Source organism: Arthrobacter sp. JDC6 (genome assembly GCF_056484025.1).
Genome location: NZ_CM151278.1, coordinates 1174369 through 1190040, shown reverse-complemented (window position 1 = coordinate 1190040; position 15672 = coordinate 1174369). Strand labels below are relative to the sequence as shown.

Here is a 15672-nt window from a genome sequence, read left to right as displayed (position 1 = left end):
CATGCCCGCACTCAAGGCGTCCACCGTGGCGGAGCCGGGACCCGCCGTCGTACTCAACGCCTGGGATACCGTCCTGTGGGGCGTCCTGCCCTATGTCATGGTGGTGGTGCTGGTGGGCGGGCTGGTGTGGCGCTACCGGTACGACCAGTTCGGCTGGACCACCCGGTCCTCCCAGCTTTACGAATCCCGGCTCCTGAGGATCGCCTCCCCGCTTTTCCACTTCGGGCTGCTTGCGGTCATCGCCGGGCACTTCTTCGGCCTGGTGATCCCGATGGCCTGGACGGCGGCGGCGGGCATGAGCCAGGAGTTCTACCACTTCAACGCCCTGCTGGTGGGCGGCATCGCCGGGGTGGGAACGCTGGGCGGGATCGCGCTGCTGATCTACCGGCGGCGCACCACCGGCCCGGTCTTCATGGCGACCACCAGGAACGACAAGACCATGTACGTGGTGCTGACCGCGGCCATCGTCTTTGGCCTGTGGACCACCCTGGCCAGTGTGTTCGAGGGAGAACACGGGCACAACTACCGGGAAACGGTGGCGCCGTGGTTCCGGTCGCTGTTCATCTTCCAGCCGGACATCGCGGCGATGGCCGCTGCGCCGTTCACCTTCCACCTGCACACCTTGGTGGGCATGGCGCTGTTCGTCATCTGGCCGTTCACGCGCCTGGTGCACGCCTTCACGGCACCCCTGCACTATCTTTTCCGCCCGTACATCGTCTACCGCTCGCGGGACAGGGAAACGAAGGGCCGGGGCTGGTCCGCCGTTGGCACGCCGGACAGGGACACCCGCAACCGCTGACCGGCGGTGCGTTTGGATCATGGTGAGGAGCAGGAAGTGGCCGGAATGACCGCAGCGCCGGGCACCTGGAGGGCGCTGAACCTTGCGCTGGCGACGGCGGCATCCGTGGCAGGTTTCTGGGCATGGAACTCCGTGGCCACGCTGGGCGCCTTCTACGTCCAGAACCTGTCCCTGACGCCGGCCAGCACCGGGATCCTGGTGGCCATGCCGGTGTTCGTCGGTTCGCTGGGACGGATCGTGGTGGGCACGCTCACGGACAAGTACGGCGGCAGGGCCATGTTCACCTTCGTGCTCCTGGCCGCCATCCCTCCCCTCCTCCTGGTGTCGGTCGGCGGCCTCCTGAGTTCCTTCGCGCTGGTACTGGGGGCCGGGCTGCTGCTCGGCGTGGCAGGGACCGTTTTCGCCGTCGGGATCCCGTTCGTCAGCGCCTGGTACCAACCAGCCCGGCGCGGGTTCGCCACCGGTGTCTTCGGCGCCGGGATGGGCGGCACGGCGCTGGCGGCATTCCTGAATCCCCGGCTTGTGGCCGGGATCGGATACTTTCAGACGCACCTGCTGATCGCCGGCGTCCTGGCCGTGATGGCGGCGCTGGTGTGGTTCGCCATGAAGGAATCCCCGGATTGGGCGCCCAGCCACCTGCCGGTGCTGCCCAAACTCCTCGACGCTGCCAGGACGGCAGTCACCTGGAAGATGTGCTTCCTCTACGCCGTGGTCTTCGGCGGTTTCGTTTCCTTCGCCACCTACCTGCCCACCTATCTGCGGGACGTGTACAGTTTCGATCCCTCCGGCGCCGGCGCCCGGACCGCCGGGTTTGCCCTGGCCGCTGTCCTGGCCCGTCCGGTGGGCGGGGTCCTGGCTGACAAGCTGGGCCCGAAACCGGTAGTCCTCACCGCCCTTGCCGCCGTCGCGGTCCTGGGCTGGGTGGTGAACATGCGGCCCGACGGCGAAGTCCCCGCCGGTGCCACATTCGTTGCCATGGCGGCGGCGCTGGGTCTGGGAACGGGCGGCGTGTTTGCGTGGGTCGGCGTCCTGTCACCGGCGGGGAAGGTGGGCAGCATCAGCGGCATCGTGAGCGCCGCTGGCGGATTGGGCGGATACTTCCCCCCTCTGGTCATGGGCGCCACCTATGACGCAGCGACCCGCAGCTATTCGATCGGGCTGCTCCTGCTGGTGGGCACCGCGCTGGTGGCCCTGTTGTTCACCCTCTTCGCGGTCCAGCCCAGGACGGGTGCGCCGGCGGTTCAGAGGACTCCGTAGCGCAGGTACACCACGCCGTTTCCGAACGGGCGTTCCTCCAGCAGTTCCAGCCGGGCCTCCAGTCCGTCCGGCAGGAAGCGCAGGCCGCCGCCCACGGCAACCGGGGTGATGAAGAACTGGCATTCGTCCACCAGGCCGGCGTTGAGGGCGTGTGCCGTCAGCGTGGGGCCGCCGATGCTGATGTTCCTGTCCGTGCCGGCCTTCATGTCCCGCACCGTCTCCGGGCGGAACTGCCGCTCCAGCCTGGTGCGGGGCGTGGGAGCGATGGCCAGCGTCGTCGAGTACACCACCTTGTCCGCCCCCTGCCAGATCCGGGCATAGTCCTGGATCACCGAAGGATCCCCGGACGTGCCCATGGTTTCCCAGACAGACATCACCTGGTACATCCGCCGCCCCAGGAGGTAGGTGCCCACATCCCGCTCCAGGTCGTTGATGAAACCGTGGACCTCCACATCCGGCGCGGACCAGTTGAAGTTGCCGTCCTTGTCTGCCGTGTAGCCGTCGAGGGACATGATTGCGGAGTAGATCAGCTTCGCCATGGCCCCATTCTGCCGCCGGATATCAGGCCCGCATAGGTTTTCGGCGCTGCTTGCGGCATTCCTGGGCTTGTTCGCACATCCGTGCCTTCTACTCGGGTCATTGCGAACAAGGCTAGGACCGCAGCATCCGGCAAAGCCTTACTGCTGCCGCGACACCAGGTACTGCTGTCCCAGGGTCCAGAGGTTGGAAACCGTCCAGTAGACCAGGACTCCGATGGGGAAGAAGATCCCGCCCACGCCGAAGACCACGGGCAGGACGTACAGCAGGACTTGCTGCTGGCGCATCAGGAGACTGTCGCTGTCCTGGCCGTCCATGGTCCGTGCGGCCACAAGTTTCTGCGTCAGGAATTGGCTGGCGATCATCACCAGGATCATGACGACGGCGAGCACAGCCACGGCGGCCGGGTCGCCTGCGCCGTGCAGCAGGGAGGCTGACAGAGGTGCCCCGAAGATGCTGGAGGAATCGAACTGGACCACCTGGTCGTGTCCCATCACGCCAATGCCTTCGCCCTGCCGCGAGGCGTTGGAAATTCCGGACAGCACCTGGAAAAGCGCCAGGAAGAACGGTGCCTGGATCAACAGCGGCAGGCATGCAGAGAACGGGTTGGTGCCGTGCTTTTTGTAAAGGGCCATCTGTTCCTGGGCCATGGCCTGCCGGGACGCAGGGTCTGTCCTGCCCTTGTACCTGTCATGGAGCTCCTTCAGGTCCGGCTGCAGGAGCCGCATCCTGCGCTGGGCCCTCACCTGGGCCAGGAACACCGGGATTAGTGCTGCGCGGATGACCAGGACCAGCCCGATGATGGACAGCGTCCAGGTCCAGCCGCCCGCCGCCGGCATGCCCACGGCGGCCAGCCCGTCGTGGAAAGCCACCATGATGGCGGACACCAGCCACCGGAACGGCTGCATCACCGCCGTGAAAAAGTCCACCGATCCCCCGTCCGCCAATTGCTGCCAAGCTACTGCGGATCCGGGAAACAGGAAAGCCCCCGGAACCTTGCGGATTCCGGGGGCTTGGCCGCCGCAGACAGGTATTGGTTTGGGGAAGGCCAAGGGGGCAGACAGGACGTTCAGCGGCCCCTCGGCCCCGTGTGTGGGACATGCAGGATGAATCTTCAGTCTGTTTGGACGAAAAGGAAGAGGAAGAGGAAGGCCGCACCCATGGCTAAGCCGATCCACATGCTGATCAGGCGTGTCTTCTTGTACTGCCTGGTTTTGCCCCGCTGGTCTGCCATGAGCCACTGATCGTACAGCACCAGCGAGGCCACGATAATCGCGGCAGAAATCGATAAGTAGGTGAACGACATGGCTCAATCTCGACCTGCGGGGCCTACAGAGCGTCACGCCCTTCAGTTTCTGATTTCACCCGATAGTGCCGCGCACGGCTCAGGATGATCCCAAGCCTGCTCACGCAGGCGATGACCAGAACCGTGCCTGTTGCCGCGAAAAAAATATCGACCCCGGTCCAGCCTTCCCAATCGAACCGCACCAGGGTTGGAATAAGCAGGCATAAGCCGAGGATGAAGCCCCACCAAGGCAGAATCCAGCCCTCGTGCCCGTCAGATGACGTAGTGCCCATGCTTCCACCTTCCCAATAGGGCGTCCACGGAGCTTCCTGGTGTGGTGAGGCGGGCGGCCGCCGTAAGGAACCACCCGCCTCGTCCAGCAGCTGGGGAGTCAAAGCCAGCGGCTGGGTACTTTATCTACAGGCCAAGCAGCCTGTTGTGCCCTGACGGGCCCTAATATGGCGTGACATATGCCACTTTTCTGCTCAGTCCAACCTAATAGTAAGCATGCTGAGCAGTCAACACCGGCCGCTTAGATAAGTGCCTTGAAGTCGAGACGCCGCTAGAGATGGATGGACTTGCAGCAAACAGAAAAGCCCCCGGGATCCATGGATCCCGGGGGCTTAGCCTGTAGCGGTGGGGAGGCTCGATCTCCCGACCTCACGATTATGAGTCGTGCGCTCTAACCAACTGAGCTACACCGCCACGAATGAGAAAAACCTGCGTCAAGCCGGTCAAACCGCCTTGACGCAGGCCCTCATTCAGAGCCCCCCACCGGAATCGATCCGGTGACCTCGTTCTTACCAAGAACGCGCTCTACCACTGAGCTAGGGGGGCAACGAGTAAATACTCTACCGGAAGATTTACGCACCAACAAATCGGCGCCCGGAGCCCCTTCCGGACGGTCGGGCAAGTGCTTTTCCGGGCTGCGGAAGCGTGTTTTTCCGCGGAATTCCGGGGCTGGAGGGGTGATGGGAAGCAGGGCGGACGACGGCGGCAGGCGCCTTCCCAGGGCCCCTCGCCACCGTGCCGAAGCCCGAATGTGGCGAGTCCCACACCCGTGCGGTTAAACGCCGATGGGCCGGCTCGAAAGCCGGCCCATCGCCGTCGTCAATTCCTCAACGCCGGGGGTTTACCACTTGCCCTTGCGGTTGAAGTCGCGGTGCCCGCCCTCGCTGCCGCTGCGGGGCTTGCGGGAGCCGTCGCCGTGGCCGCCGAAGCGGGAGTCGCCCGACTGGCCGCGGTCGCTGAAGGAGCGCTCGCTGTACGAACGGCCGCCGCGGTCAGCGGAGGACCGCTCGCCGTCGTTCTTGCGGAATTCCTTCTTGAACCCGCCGTTGCCCTTGAAGTTGCCTCCCCGGTCGCCGCCGCGGCTGCCCTGGTAGGCGCCGCGGTCACCGGACGGCTTGCGGCCGTTGTCCAGTTCGAGGTGGATCAGCTCGCCGCCGATCCGCGTGCGGGACAGGGCCTTCAGCTGGTCGGGGCTCAGGTCCGCGGGCAGCTCCACCAGGGAGTGGTCCGAGCGGATGTCGATGCCGCCGATCTGCGCGGAGGAGATGCCGCCTTCGTTGGCAATGGCGCCCACGATGGAGCCGGGCATGACGCGCTGGCGGCGTCCCACCGCGATCCGGTAGGTGGCATTGCCCTCGGTCAGCGCACGGGTCGGCCCACGTGAGCCGAAGCCGTCCTTGGAGCGCTCGCGCTTCTGGAATTCAGGAGCGGCAGGCAGTTCCTTGACCAGCAGCGGCTGCCCGCCCTGCGCCATCACGGCAAGGGCGGCAGCGATTTCTGCTGCGGGAACGTTGTGCTCCTCCTCGTAGGAGGCGATGAGGTCCCGGAACGCCGCGACGTCCTCGGAGGCGAGGGTCTCGGTGATGCGCTCGGCGAACTTGCCCAGGCGCAGCGTGTTGACGGTCTCGGCCGTGGGCAGGTGCATCTGCTCCACCGGCTGGCGGGTGGCCTTTTCGATGGAACGCAGCAGGTACTTCTCCCGCGGCGTCATGAACAGGATGGCGTCACCGGAACGGCCTGCACGGCCGGTACGGCCGATGCGGTGCACGTAGGACTCGGTGTCGTGCGGGATGTCGTAGTTGATGACGTGGCTGATGCGTTCCACGTCAAGGCCACGGGCGGCGACGTCGGTGGCCACCAGGATGTCGATGCGGCCTTCCTTCAGCGCGTCGACGGTCCGCTCGCGCTGCTGCTGCGGGATGTCACCGTTGATGGCGGCGGCCTGGAAACCGCGGGACTTCAGCTTGTCAGCAAGGTCCTCGGTGGCCATCTTGGTGCGCACGAAGGCGATGACGCCGTCGAAGTCTTCCACCTCGAGGATGCGGGTCATGGCGTCGAGCTTGTGCGGGCCCATGACCTGCAGGTACCGCTGGCGGGTGTTGGCACCGGTGGTGGTCTTGGACTTGACGGAGATCTCGGCGGGATCGTTCAGGTACTGCTTGGACATGCGGCGGATCTGGCTCGGCATGGTGGCGGAGAACAGTGCCACCTGGCGGTCCGACGGCGTCTGCTGGAAGATCTGCTCAACGTCCTCGGCGAAGCCCATGCGCAGCATCTCGTCGGCCTCGTCCAGCACCAGGTACTGGAGTTCGGACAGGTCCAGGGAACCCTTGGAGATGTGGTCGATCACGCGGCCGGGGGTACCAACAACCACCTGGGCGCCGCGGCGCAGGCCGGCCAGCTGGGGCCCGTAGGCGGAGCCGCCGTAGACGGGCAGGACGGTGAAGTCGTCGATGTGCTTGGCGTAGGAGGTGAAGGCCTCGGCCACCTGGAGGGCCAGCTCGCGGGTGGGTGCCAGGACCAGGGCCTGGGTCTTGCGGGACGGGCCGTTGAGGTCGTGGAGCTCGGCCAGGCGGGACAGTGCCGGTACTGCGAATGCTGCAGTCTTACCGGTGCCGGTCTGGGCGAGGCCCACGACGTCGCGGCCTTCAAGCAGCAGCGGGATGGTTGCTGCCTGGATGGGGGAAGGCTTTTCGTAGCCAACGTCCTGCAGGGCGGCCAGGACGCGGCCGTCGATGCCAAGGTCGGCGAACTTCACGGTGTTTTCTTCTGCCTCAGCGGCAGGGGCGTCCGCAGCGGCAGGAGCCTCGGCGGCGGGAGCGGTTGCAGGAGCCTCGGCGGCGGGAGCCACGGGGGCATCCTCAACAACGGCGGTGGTTTCGTTCTGGTTTTCGGGCATAGGGGGATATTCCTCATCCATAGGGGGCCAGGCGGCACTACCCGAGGTGAGCGGAGCCGCAGTACGCGTGCCGATGATGCCGGGCAAACGTTGACCGGCCGGTCACAGAAGTCCGGCGCTTTCGCAATCCCGTGGCAGGACTTCGCGCTGCATCTCTTGGCTGCTATCCCAGCAGTCTGTACAGCGTTTTCTTTAGCCGGCTCTCCCTATGAAAATGCCCGCATCGCTTGTGCGGGCCCCAACACTTGCCAGTCCTGCCTCAAAAATTGGGCAGGAATAAGGGATTTCCGGAGTGGGGGATATTTCAAGTGTAAGGTACGGACGCCATTGACCGCCAATTCAATGCCCGACGGCGGCGGTGAGCTTGCGCACACAGCCCGCCCCGGGCAGGGATGCTACTGCCCCAGCCGCCGCAGCAGCAGCCCAAACTTTGTGTGGTATTCGTCCTGGAGCCGGATCTCGCCGTCGGCCTCTGCATTGCGGAGCGCCTCGATGACCTCCGCGTCCGGCTCACTGAACCACTGGCCGATCGTGATGCCGTGGCGCGGCACGAAGGTCCGCTGGATGGGGTCGCCGGCGCGGATGCTGCCGGTGCGAATGACGCGCAGGTAGGTCCCCACCCGCCCCTCCTCGGTGAACCGCTTCACCCACTGCGGTTCCTTCATCCGGCGCTGGAACGTGGCGCAGGGGACGCGCGGGGAGGTGACCTCGAGTTCGACGTCGGCCCCCACCTTCCAGCGCTCCCCGATGACGGCGTGGGTGGCTTCGATGCCGGCCACCCGCAGGTTCTCACCAAACATGCCCGGCGGCAGTTCGCGTCCCAGGGTGCGCGCCCAGAAGTCGGCGTCGGCCTGGGAATAGGCGTAGACGGCCTGGTCCTCTCCGCCGTGGTGCACCCGGTTGGCCTGGATGTCTCCGCGCAGGCCCAGCTTGTGGACCTTCACCGGGCCGTCCGCCGGGCGCTTGTCGATGGCCGTCACGCCAACGTTTCCCTGGTCCGCGATGAGCTGGTGGACGCGGCAGACAGCAAGGACAGAACCAGATTCCATGGCATCCAGTCTAGGGTTCCCCCGCGGCGGGCTCCCTGCGGCGCGGGGATGGGCAGTTCTCCCCTGCCGTCGAGCGCGGTTTTGCTCGCAGCAGGCCTGCCCAGGGATTACGCTGATCCGAGGATTGCAATTGGGGGTGCAGCGCTGTGCCCAATTCACGTGGACAACTGAAGGGGACGCTGTGGATTCAAACACCATGGACCCGAACGAGGATCCCAGCAAGGAGCCGGACAACGCTTCCGAGGCGCAGCACGGCGCGTCCGGCCGGCCGCAACCGGGAACCGGCAGCAGCACCGCCAAGCCTCCGCCCTGGCAGGTCCCCAAGCCGGACCTGCGCCCCGAACTCCTCAATGAACCGGTCACCCCTGTCGATCCGTTCGCGCGGGAGCGGGAAAAGCAGCTCAATGACGCGGCCGCACGGAAGAAGCGTTCCCAGCGGCGCACCGTGGTGGTGGGCCTGGGCGTGACAGCCCTCCTGGCCGGGACCATCACAGCCGTGGTGGCCAGCAATGAGGATGATCCCGAGTACGCGCAGGTGTGCTTCAACGACGAAACCGGCGAGCGCGTGCCGGACACCAACTGCGATAGCTCTGCGGGCCGCGGGGGCGGCATCTACGCCTGGTACTTCTACTCCCGCGGGGCAAGTGTTCCGCCCATTGGCCAGAACCGGTCCACCGCGCCCAACTACACGCGGACCGTCCCCAGCGGCGCAAAAGCCTCCACGGGGTACAGCAGCCAGGGCGGCACGGTCAGCCGCGGCGGCTTCGGCTCCAGCGCCAAGAGCGGCTCAAGCGGTGGCGGCGGCAAGGTCTCGGGGGGCTGACGGATGAAGAGGATGTTGTCCGAACCCCGGCCGGGCTGGAAGCAGAAGATCGAAGAGCAGGGCCTGGTGTTCTCCACCACCACCATGGACGACGGGCGCCGGATCGAGTACTGGAACGAATCCGCGTACTACGAGTTCACCATGGACGAGGTGGAGACCCTTGAAGTGGCGGCCGAGGAAATGCACCGGATGTGCCTGGAAGCCGCGAAGTTCCTGGCCACCGGGGCCATGGGCAGCATCGGCATCGGCCCCCAGGCACTGGAACTGGCGGCCGCATCGCTGCAGGCCGGCGACGTGGATGTTTACGGCCGGTTCGACTTCATCTACGACGGCCGGGGCGGGCCGGCCAAGATGCTCGAATACAACGCCGACACCCCCACCGGACTCATCGAGGCCGCCGTCGCCCAATGGTTCTGGCTCCAGGACGTGTTTCCGGAGAAGGACCAGTGGAACGGCATCCACGAGGCCCTCATCCGGCAGTGGAAGAAATTCCAGTACCGCACCGGCATGAGCACCCTCCACGTGGCCCACTCCGAGGTGGAGGAATCCGGCGAGGACTGGATGACCGCCGCGTACATGCGCGACGTCGCCGGCCAGGCGGGGTGGACCACCATCGGGATCAACATGTCCGATATCGGCTGGGACCCCAACCTGAACCGCTTCGTGGACCTGGACAACTTCCTGATCAACACCATCTTCAAGCTCTATCCCTGGGAGCTGATGATGAAGGAGGAGTTCGGGCCCCGCCTGCTGGAGCGGGCGCACAACCCGCGCTGGGTGGAACCCGCCTGGAAGATGCTCCTCTCCAACAAGGCCCTGCTGGCCGCCCTGTGGCATCTGTACCCCGGCCATCCCAACCTGCTGCCCGCGTACCTCACGGATCCGGGGCCGCTGAAGGAGTGGGTGGGCAAGCCCCTCCACGGCCGTGAAGGCGACAACATCCGGATCCACGCGGACGGGATCAGCCTGGAGCAGCCCGGCGGCTACGGGCGGGAGGGCTGGTGCTACCAGCAGTACCACCCATTGCCGGACTTCGACGGCAACCATCCGGTGCTGGGCCTCTGGGTGGTGGACGGCGAGTCCGTGGGCTGCGGCATCCGGGAATCGGACGGGCCGGTCACGGACTACTTCTGCCGCTTCGTCCCCAACACCATTGACGCGCCGGCGCCGCTTTCGGCGGTGGCGGACTCCACCAAGGCAGGAATCGTTCTATGAAACCGGTGACAGCATGAGCACGGACATGACGACGACGGGCGGCCCCGGGCGCGGGACCGGCACCACCGTGCCGGCCAAGGGACTGCGGGCCGGCATCCTGGACCTGGGCGACTCCGTGATGCTGGGGCTGGCCTCCACCGCGCCGGTGTACTCCCTCGCCGCCACCCTGGGCCTGATCGTTGCAGTCAACGGCAACTACACTCCCCTGATCCTGCTGCTGGGCTTCATCCCGGTCCTGTTCATCGCCTACGCGTTCCGCGAGCTGAACAGCGCCATCCCGGACTGCGGCACCACCTTCACCTGGTCCCGCCAGGCCTTCGGCCCCTGGGCAGGCTGGCTGGGCGGCTGGGGCGTGGCCCTGGCCGGAATCGTGGTCCTGGCCAACCTCGCCCAGGTAGCGGGGAAGTATCTTTGGCTGCTGGTGGGCGACGGATCGCTGGCGGAGAACACCTTGCTGGTCACCGGCACGGGGCTGCTGTTCATCATCCTCATGACCTTGGTGAACTACCGCGGGATCCGGCTCGGCGAGCACGTCCAGCGCGTGCTGACCTACGTGCAGTACATTGCGCTGGGCATTTTCGCACTGGCCATCGTGGTGCGGATCGTGGGCGGGGCACCGGAAGGGCAGGCCTTTGACCTGGAATGGTTCAACCCGGCCGGCGCCTTTACCGACCCCGGCGCCGTAGTACACGGCGCCCTCCTTGCCCTGTTCATCTATTGGGGCTGGGACACCTGCCTGGCCGTGAACGAGGAGACCGAGAACCCGTCCACCACACCCGGCCGCGGCGCCGTCATCTCGGCGTTCGTCCTGGTGGCAATCTACGTTTCCGTGGCACTGCTGGTGATGATGTACGCCACCGTGGGCTCGGAAGGAATCGGCCTGGGCAACGAGGCCAACCAGGACGATGTGTTCCTGGCCATGAAGGACGTGGTGCTGGGCCCGTGGGGCTGGCTGATCGTCGTCGCGGTTCTTGCCTCGGTGCTGTCCTCCACCCAGACCACCATCCTGCCCACGGCCCGCGGGACCCTCTCCATGGGGGTCCACGGCGCGCTGCCGGCAAAGTTCGCAGAGGTGCATCCGCGCAATCAGACCCCGGGATTTTCCACCCAGGTGATGGGAGGCGCCGCCGCGGCCTACTACGTGGCCATGAGCTTCCTGAGCGAGAACCTGCTGGCGGACTCCATCAGTGCCATCAGCCTTTTCATCGCGTTCTACTACGCCCTGACCGGCTTCGCCTGTTTCTGGTACTTCCGCGGAACCCTGCGGGCATCGGCGCGCAACCTCTGGTTCCGCGGCATCCTCCCCCTCGCCGGCGCGCTGCTCCTGACCGCCGCCTTCTTCATCTCGGCGGTCCAGATGTGGGACCCGGCGTACGGCGACACCCAAATCTTCGGTGTCGGCGGCGCCTTTGTGAGCGGGGTGCTGCTGCTGGCGCTGGGCGTGGTCCTCGCGGCCGCGTGCCGTTTCATGCCGTCCACCCGCAGATACTTCCAGGTGAAGAAATGACTGGTGAAAAAATGCCGGGTGAAGCCGTGACCGCGGGCCCGTCCGATGTCCTGGACCTCGACTCCCTGCTGTCCGCGGACGAACTGGAGCTCCGGCAAAAGGTCCGCGACTTCACCCGGCAGCGGATCAAACCGGACATCGCCCGCTGGTATGAGGACGCCGTCTTTCCCCTCGACCTCGCGACGGAACTGGGTGAGCTGGGCGTCCTGGGGATGCACCTGGACGGCTATGGCTGCCCGGGCCGGTCCGCCGTCGAATACGGCCTGGCGGCCATGGAGCTGGAGGCCGGCGATTCCGGCATCCGCACCTTCGTGTCCGTCCAGGGCTCGCTGGCCATGACGGCCATCCATACCTGGGGATCCGAGGAGCAGAAGCAGGAGTGGCTGCCCCGGATGGCGGCCGGGGAGGTCATCGGGTGCTTCGCCCTGACCGAGCCAACGGCGGGTTCAGATCCCGCCTCCATGGCCACTTTCGCGGAGCGGGACGGCAGCGGGGATGACGCCGGCTGGGTGCTCAACGGTGCCAAGCGCTGGATCGGGCTCGCCTCAGTGGCCGGGGTGATGGTCGTCTGGGCCATGACGGACGACGGCGTCCACGGCTTCCTTGTTCCGGCGGGCACCCCCGGCGTGACTGCCACGCCTATCCGGCAGAAGCTGTCCATGCGCGCCTCCATCCAGTGCGATGTGGTGTTCGACGACGTCCGGCTGGGTCCCGAGGCCCTGCTCCCGGGAGCGCGGGGGCTGCGTGGGCCGTTCACCTGCCTGAACGAGGCCCGGTACGGCATCGCCTGGGGTGCCATGGGCGCCGCCCGGGATTCCTACGAAGCCGCCCTGGCGTACTCGCAGGAGCGGCTGCAGTTCGGCAGGCCGCTGGCCGGCTACCAGCTCACGCAGGAGAAGCTGGTGAACATGCTGGTGGAAATCCAGAAGGGCACCCTGCTGGCGCTGCACCTGGGCCGGCTGAAGGACGCCGGAAGCATCCGGCCGGAGCAGATTTCGCTGGCCAAGCTGAACAACGTCCGCGAGGCGATTGCCGTGGCCCGGGAGGCGCGGTCCATCCTGGGCGGCAACGGCATCACCACGGACTATTCACCGCTGCGGCACGCCGCGAACCTGGAGTCGGTCCGCACCTATGAGGGCACGGACGAGGTGCACACCCTGATCCTTGGCCGGCACATCACCGGCCTGGACGCCTTTCACTGACCCCTCCCCCAACCAGCTAGCAGTAGATGCCGTTTTGGGGGCCCAAAACGGCATCTACTGCGAGTCAGTTGGGAGGGCGTGGGGAGAGGGGTGCAGGGCACTCAGGCCGAGAAGCCGCCGTCGGCCTTGATCAGCTGCCCGGATACCCAGCGGCCGGCCGGGGACAGGAGGAACGCGACGGTGCCGGCGACATCGGCCGGGGTGCCGAGCCTCCCGGTGGGCTGGCGCGCGGTGAGCTCCCGGCGGACCTCCGGGGACATCCAGCCGGTGTCCACCGGCCCCGGGTTGAGCACGTTGGCCGAGATCCCCTGCGGACCCAGCTCGCGGGCGGCGGCGATGACGATCCGGTCCAGGGCACCCTTCGAGGCACCGTACGGAAGGTTGAACGCCGTATGGTCACTGGTCAGCGCAACGATCGCGCCGCCGTCGTCCGGTGCCTGCCCCGCAAAGGCGGCGATCAGCTGCCAGCTGGCGCGTGTGTTGACGGCGAAGTGGCGGTCAAAGGATTCGATACTGGTGTCCAGCACGCCCGAATCCACCGATTCAGCGTGGCTGAGCACCAGGCCCTGAAGCGGGCCCGCCAGCTGCCTGGCCTCGGCCACCAGCCTGTCCGGGACGCCGGGATCCTGGAGGTCTGCCGACAAGACCTGGACCTTGGCGCCAATCGCTTCCAGCTCGGCGGTGAGGCGGACCACGTCCTCGGGTTCGCTCCCCCACGGCATGCGGGCGTCGTAGTCGGCCCAGTAGGACAGGGCCAGGTCCCAGCCGTCCGCCGCGAGCTGCCGGGCAATGCCGGCCCCAATGCCGGCAAGCCGTCCCACGCCGGTGACCAGGGCAACGGGACGGACAGGGGCGGGTGCGACGGGTTCCATCCGACCAGCCTAGCCGCGCCCCAGATCAAGCCGCTGCCGGCTCCGCTTCCCGCGAACTGTGGTGCCGGCGGATGGTGGCACTGATGACCGCAGCGATGGTGCACATGGCTGCGGCTCCCAGCCAGGCGTAGGTGTAGTGGCCGGTGGCATCCCGCAGGGCCCCGGCCGCGATGGCCGCCGCGGCGGCGCCCAGCTGGTGGGCGGCGAAGACCCATCCGAACACCACACTGCCGTCAGCACCGAACGTTTCACGGCAGATGGCGGCCGTGGGCGGAACGGTGGCCACCCAGTCCAATCCGTAGATCACCACGAACACGATCATGCTGGGCTGCACGTCTGCATTCAGCAGCAGCGGCAGCACCAGCAGCCCGATGCCGCGGAACTGGTAGTAGACGGCGAGCAGGACGCGGGGGTTGAAGCGGTCCGTCAGCCAGCCCGAGGCGATGGTCCCGATGATGTCGAAGATTCCGACGACGGCCAGCAGGCCCGCGGCCGTGGTTTCGGGCATGCCGTGGTCATGGGCGGAGGGGATGAAGTGGGTGCCGATCAGGCCGTTGGTGGTGGCGCCGCAGATGGCGAAACCGGCCGCGAGCGCCCAGAACGTGCGCACCCTGCTGGCGCGCTTGAGGACCTGGAGCGCCCGGACGGCGGCGTTGCTGCGCGGGGCGCCTTCCGGAGCCGCTGCCTGGGAACCAGCCTGTTCTTCAATGGCTGGCCCTTCCGCGCCGTAGGGCAGCACCCCGACGTCGGCCGGCGAGTTCTTGAGGAACTTCAGCACCAGCGGGACCACGGCAAGCGCCCCGGCAGCGATCAGCAGGGAGGCCTGGCGCCACCCGGGATCCTGCGCGAGGAGGGCGATGAAGGGCAGGAAGACCAGCTGGCCGGCGGCGCTGCCGGCCGTCAGGATGCCGATGACCAGGCCCCGGCTTTTCGTAAACCACGTGTTGGCGATGGTGGCGGCGAAGACCAGTGCCATGGAGCCGGTGCCGAGCCCGATCAGCAGCCCCCAGGTGAGGAGGATCTGCCATGACTGGTTGACCAGCACGGTCAGCGCGCTGCCCATGCCGATCAGGACCAGGGCTGTTGATGTGACGGCCCGGATGCCGAACCGCTCCATCAGGGCGGCGGCAAACGGAGCCGTGAGGCCGAACAGCACCAGGTTGATGCTGACGGCCGCCGAGAGCACGGTGGTGGACCAGCCGAACTCCTGCTGGAGCGGCACCATGAGGACGCCCGGGGCGGCCCGGAATCCGGCTGCCCCAACCAAGGCAAGGAATGCCACGGCGGCGACGATCCAGGCCGGGTGCAGGCGGCGTCGAGGTCCGGGCGCCTGAAGAATGGTGGTCTGCGAGGGAGTTCCGGCCGTTTCCTCGGGCAGGGTGCTCACGATGCCGCTCCCTTCCCGGATGCGGTGGACAGCCGGATGGGTTGATCGGACCTGGACTGGCTGTGCCAGCTGGTGTTGGCCGCCGTCAGCCGCGCGCCGCATTCGGTGCAGGTGTCCGCCGAGGTGGTGGGTTTCCCGCAGCCGGTGTGGATCACGTAAAGGTGGGCCTGGTCCGACGGCGCGGGCAGGTGTTTTTCCGCCCAGATGGTGACTGCGTTCAGCACCGGCAGGGCGTCCTCACCCTTGGGGGTGAGGACGTACTCCTGGCGTGTGCGGCCGCCGTCGTCGTAGGCCTTCCTGGCCAGCAGCCCGGACTCAACCAGGCCTGCCAGGCGTTTGGTGAGCACCGAGTCCGCCACTTCCAGCCGGCTTTTCATGGCGTCGAAGCGGCCATTCCCAAAGAAGACCTCGCGCAGCACCAGGATGCTCCATGGGTCGCCCAGGATGTCCAGGCCGCGGGCCATGCTGCAGCTGCGTTGGGACCAGTCGGATCGAAGAGGCATAGGGAAAACCCTAGCTGGCTTTCCTCAAGAAAGCCAGACCCTTTCG

Annotated in this window: 15 protein-coding genes and 2 tRNA genes; 6 read left to right on the top strand and 11 right to left on the bottom strand. The window is 66.8% G+C overall.

From position 1 onward, the window contains the following. Position 1: 1 nt before the first annotated feature. Together narI and ACV095_RS05545 are read left to right on the top strand one after the other, a co-directional pair. On the top strand, positions 2-799 hold the full coding sequence (gene narI, locus ACV095_RS05550; protein ID WP_018769074.1) for a respiratory nitrate reductase subunit gamma: 798 nt from the start codon (positions 2-4) through the stop codon (positions 797-799). Positions 800-844: 45 nt separating this feature from the next. Continuing rightward, positions 845-2056 carry an MFS transporter gene (locus ACV095_RS05545; RefSeq protein ID WP_478223421.1) on the top strand — a complete coding sequence of 404 codons (1212 nt, stop codon included), beginning with the start codon at positions 845-847 and terminating at the stop codon, positions 2054-2056. Here the strand turns inward: ACV095_RS05545 and ACV095_RS05540 are convergent. The 8 genes from ACV095_RS05540 to ACV095_RS05505 all read right to left on the bottom strand — a co-directional run bounded on the left by ACV095_RS05540 (position 2041) and on the right by ACV095_RS05505 (position 8117). Then, on the bottom strand, positions 2041-2595 hold the full coding sequence (locus tag ACV095_RS05540) for a dihydrofolate reductase family protein (protein ID WP_268001758.1): 555 nt from the start codon (positions 2593-2595) through the stop codon (positions 2041-2043). The genes ACV095_RS05545 and ACV095_RS05540 overlap by 16 nt on opposite strands. A 138-nt stretch (positions 2596-2733) precedes the next feature. After that, positions 2734-3522, bottom strand: a complete 789-nt coding sequence (gene yidC / locus ACV095_RS05535) for a membrane protein insertase YidC (protein ID WP_478223082.1) — start codon at positions 3520-3522, stop codon at positions 2734-2736. 185 nt (positions 3523-3707) lie between these two features. After that, on the bottom strand, positions 3708-3899 hold the full coding sequence (locus ACV095_RS05530) for a hypothetical protein (RefSeq protein WP_018769070.1): 192 nt from the start codon (positions 3897-3899) through the stop codon (positions 3708-3710). A 23-nt stretch (positions 3900-3922) separates the two neighbouring features. Beyond that, positions 3923-4171 (bottom strand): hypothetical protein, encoded by a 249-nt coding sequence (locus ACV095_RS05525; protein WP_056393080.1) that lies wholly within the window; start codon positions 4169-4171, stop codon positions 3923-3925. Positions 4172-4509: 338 nt separating this feature from the next. Beyond that, a tRNA-Met gene (locus ACV095_RS05520) sits at positions 4510-4583 on the bottom strand. Positions 4584-4643: 60 nt separating this feature from the next. Next, positions 4644-4715 (bottom strand) — tRNA-Thr (locus ACV095_RS05515). Between the two features lie 295 nt (positions 4716-5010). Further along, a complete protein-coding gene (locus tag ACV095_RS05510; RefSeq protein ID WP_018769068.1) occupies positions 5011-7068 on the bottom strand; it encodes a DEAD/DEAH box helicase in 2058 nt (685 codons plus the stop codon). A gap of 395 nt (positions 7069-7463) precedes the next feature. After that, positions 7464-8117: an MOSC domain-containing protein gene (locus ACV095_RS05505; RefSeq protein WP_018769067.1), complete on the bottom strand. Its 654-nt coding sequence runs from the start codon at positions 8115-8117 to the stop codon at positions 7464-7466. Between the two features lie 181 nt (positions 8118-8298). On the opposite strand from ACV095_RS05505, the gene ACV095_RS05500 reads away from it, so the two are divergent. From ACV095_RS05500 to ACV095_RS05485, 4 genes are read left to right on the top strand one after another with little or no spacing between them, the layout of a single operon-like run. Further along, the gene (locus tag ACV095_RS05500) at positions 8299-8940 is read left to right on the top strand and encodes a hypothetical protein (RefSeq protein WP_018769066.1); all 642 of its coding nucleotides are present in this window, start codon (positions 8299-8301) and stop codon (positions 8938-8940) included. Positions 8941-8943: 3 nt separating this feature from the next. Further along, positions 8944-10155: a glutathionylspermidine synthase family protein gene (locus tag ACV095_RS05495; protein WP_026265733.1), complete on the top strand. Its 1212-nt coding sequence runs from the start codon at positions 8944-8946 to the stop codon at positions 10153-10155. Positions 10156-10168: 13 nt separating this feature from the next. Then, complete coding sequence (locus ACV095_RS05490; protein ID WP_018769064.1) at positions 10169-11662, top strand: APC family permease; 1494 nt, start codon at positions 10169-10171, stop codon at positions 11660-11662. Further along, complete coding sequence (locus ACV095_RS05485; protein ID WP_223992348.1) at positions 11659-12864, top strand: acyl-CoA dehydrogenase family protein; 1206 nt, start codon at positions 11659-11661, stop codon at positions 12862-12864. The genes ACV095_RS05490 and ACV095_RS05485 overlap by 4 nt, the downstream gene beginning before the upstream one ends. Before the next feature lie 101 nt (positions 12865-12965). On the opposite strand, the gene ACV095_RS05480 is transcribed toward ACV095_RS05485, so the two are convergent. Genes ACV095_RS05480 through ACV095_RS05470 form a run of 3 tightly spaced genes read right to left on the bottom strand, consistent with a single transcriptional unit; the run spans position 12966 to position 15626 of the window. Continuing rightward, positions 12966-13736 carry an SDR family oxidoreductase gene (locus ACV095_RS05480; protein WP_478223081.1) on the bottom strand — a complete coding sequence of 257 codons (771 nt, stop codon included), beginning with the start codon at positions 13734-13736 and terminating at the stop codon, positions 12966-12968. Between the two features lie 25 nt (positions 13737-13761). Continuing rightward, complete coding sequence (locus ACV095_RS05475) at positions 13762-15123, bottom strand: MFS transporter (protein WP_478223080.1); 1362 nt, start codon at positions 15121-15123, stop codon at positions 13762-13764. Continuing rightward, positions 15120-15626 carry a winged helix-turn-helix transcriptional regulator gene (locus tag ACV095_RS05470; RefSeq protein WP_186447798.1) on the bottom strand — a complete coding sequence of 169 codons (507 nt, stop codon included), beginning with the start codon at positions 15624-15626 and terminating at the stop codon, positions 15120-15122. The genes ACV095_RS05475 and ACV095_RS05470 overlap by 4 nt, the downstream gene beginning before the upstream one ends. Positions 15627-15672: the final 46 nt, after the last annotated feature.

Coding starts and splice junctions, on each gene's coding strand:
- narI (WP_018769074.1), top strand. CDS start 2: ATGCCCGCACTCAAGGCGTCCACCGTGGCGGAGCCGGGACCCGCCGTC.
- ACV095_RS05545 (WP_478223421.1), top strand. CDS start 845: ATGACCGCAGCGCCGGGCACCTGGAGGGCGCTGAACCTTGCGCTGGCG.
- ACV095_RS05540 (WP_268001758.1), bottom strand. CDS start 2,595: ATGGCGAAGCTGATCTACTCCGCAATCATGTCCCTCGACGGCTACACG.
- ACV095_RS05530 (WP_018769070.1), bottom strand. CDS start 3,899: ATGTCGTTCACCTACTTATCGATTTCTGCCGCGATTATCGTGGCCTCG.
- ACV095_RS05525 (WP_056393080.1), bottom strand. CDS start 4,171: ATGGGCACTACGTCATCTGACGGGCACGAGGGCTGGATTCTGCCTTGG.
- ACV095_RS05510 (WP_018769068.1), bottom strand. CDS start 7,068: ATGCCCGAAAACCAGAACGAAACCACCGCCGTTGTTGAGGATGCCCCC.
- ACV095_RS05505 (WP_018769067.1), bottom strand. CDS start 8,117: ATGGAATCTGGTTCTGTCCTTGCTGTCTGCCGCGTCCACCAGCTCATC.
- ACV095_RS05495 (WP_026265733.1), top strand. CDS start 8,944: ATGAAGAGGATGTTGTCCGAACCCCGGCCGGGCTGGAAGCAGAAGATC.
- ACV095_RS05490 (WP_018769064.1), top strand. CDS start 10,169: ATGAGCACGGACATGACGACGACGGGCGGCCCCGGGCGCGGGACCGGC.
- ACV095_RS05485 (WP_223992348.1), top strand. CDS start 11,659: ATGACTGGTGAAAAAATGCCGGGTGAAGCCGTGACCGCGGGCCCGTCC.
- ACV095_RS05480 (WP_478223081.1), bottom strand. CDS start 13,736: ATGGAACCCGTCGCACCCGCCCCTGTCCGTCCCGTTGCCCTGGTCACC.
- ACV095_RS05470 (WP_186447798.1), bottom strand. CDS start 15,626: ATGCCTCTTCGATCCGACTGGTCCCAACGCAGCTGCAGCATGGCCCGC.